This is a genomic window from Vibrio sp. 10N.261.52.A1 (assembly GCF_002876325.1).
In the GTDB taxonomy this organism is placed as follows: Bacteria; Pseudomonadota; Gammaproteobacteria; order Enterobacterales; family Vibrionaceae; genus Vibrio; species Vibrio chagasii.
Genome location: NZ_MCYD01001085.1, coordinates 1 through 1,133, shown reverse-complemented (window position 1 = coordinate 1,133; position 1,133 = coordinate 1). Strand labels below are relative to the sequence as shown.

General features: G+C 41.8%; 1 protein-coding gene. It reads right to left on the bottom strand.

Features of this window, described 5'->3' with window-relative positions:
• Positions 1-96: 96 nt before the first annotated feature.
• Complete coding sequence (gene fadR, locus BCT81_RS23385; RefSeq protein ID WP_102426029.1) at positions 97-936, bottom strand: fatty acid metabolism transcriptional regulator FadR; 840 nt, start codon at positions 934-936, stop codon at positions 97-99.
• Positions 937-1,133: the final 197 nt, after the last annotated feature.

The window sequence follows — 1,133 nt, the reverse complement described above, 5'->3', positions numbered from 1 at the left end:
TGCCCGAAGGGTTCGGCTAAAAGCGGCGAGATAATTAAATTATCTCGCCGCTTTTCTTTGTTCTTACTTTAGAGACTGACTAAGTCAACCAAAATATTAGCTGTCGTCTTCCGTAAAGTTCGTTGGTAACGTCGTTTTCATTTCGTTCCAGATCTGTGCACTTGCGATACCGTAATTACGAATAACCAAAGGCAAGTTTTCACGTTGGCCGCTTTCACAGATAACAAACAGCTCTTTATAGAACTCCATCGCTAGGCGACGCGCTTCAGGATTAGAGAAGTAGTAGCTACCGATACGATCGTAAAGCTTACGTACGCCATTAAAGATCAGACCGTAAATTTGGTTACCTGAATGGAACGCTAAGCGTTGGAACAACATGTAGTCGTAAAAGTTAAACGTCTTCGCAATTAAGATCGTCTGACGTTTTGCTTCGTCTTTCTCTGTGTCTTCTTTAACTGCTTGCTTGATCTTGTCTGCATACGGAGACGAATCTAGGAAGTCATCCCATGTAGGTGCCGCAAGTAGCGCTTCACACGATTCAATCACATTACTGATTGTACGCTCTGAAGCCTCTTTATTTGCTTTGAATGCATAACGCATGAAAATCGGGCTGATATTAGTACGAGCAGCAAGCAGGTCTTCTACCATCTTGCTTGCGTTATCAACATCCAGCGTCATTAGCGTATCAAGGATATGAAGGCCTGATGTCTCCATAAACTGGTTAACTTTAGTTGGTTTGCCATGTTGGATTGTTAACCAACCATCACGAGCAAGACGTTGTAGTACTTCACGAAGCGTAGTACGTGTAACACCAATTAGCTCAGAAAGCTCACGCTCTGCTGGCAAGATAGAACCTGGAGGGAAACGGCCATTCCAAATACTTTCAATGATATACTTTTCTGCAAATCCTGCCGGGCTCTTCGCCTTAATGACCATCTACACTTCAATCCAATTAAATTATTTTCTTCTAATTTACTCATCATACCACTAGTAAAGGCGAGCGGAAACACCCTCAAAAATTTTACTCCCCCAAAACACCAATAGAGCTAAAGCTCTAAAGTTAAGCTCATGTTTCCGTCCAAGGTTTGCAAAGCAAGTCTATATAAATCAGCATTTCAACAAATAATTAACAC

Bases quoted from the DNA above. Each gene is read 5' to 3' on its own strand.
- fadR (WP_102426029.1), bottom strand. From the start codon at position 936: ATGGTCATTAAGGCGAAGAGCCCGGCAGGATTTGCAGAAAAGTATATC.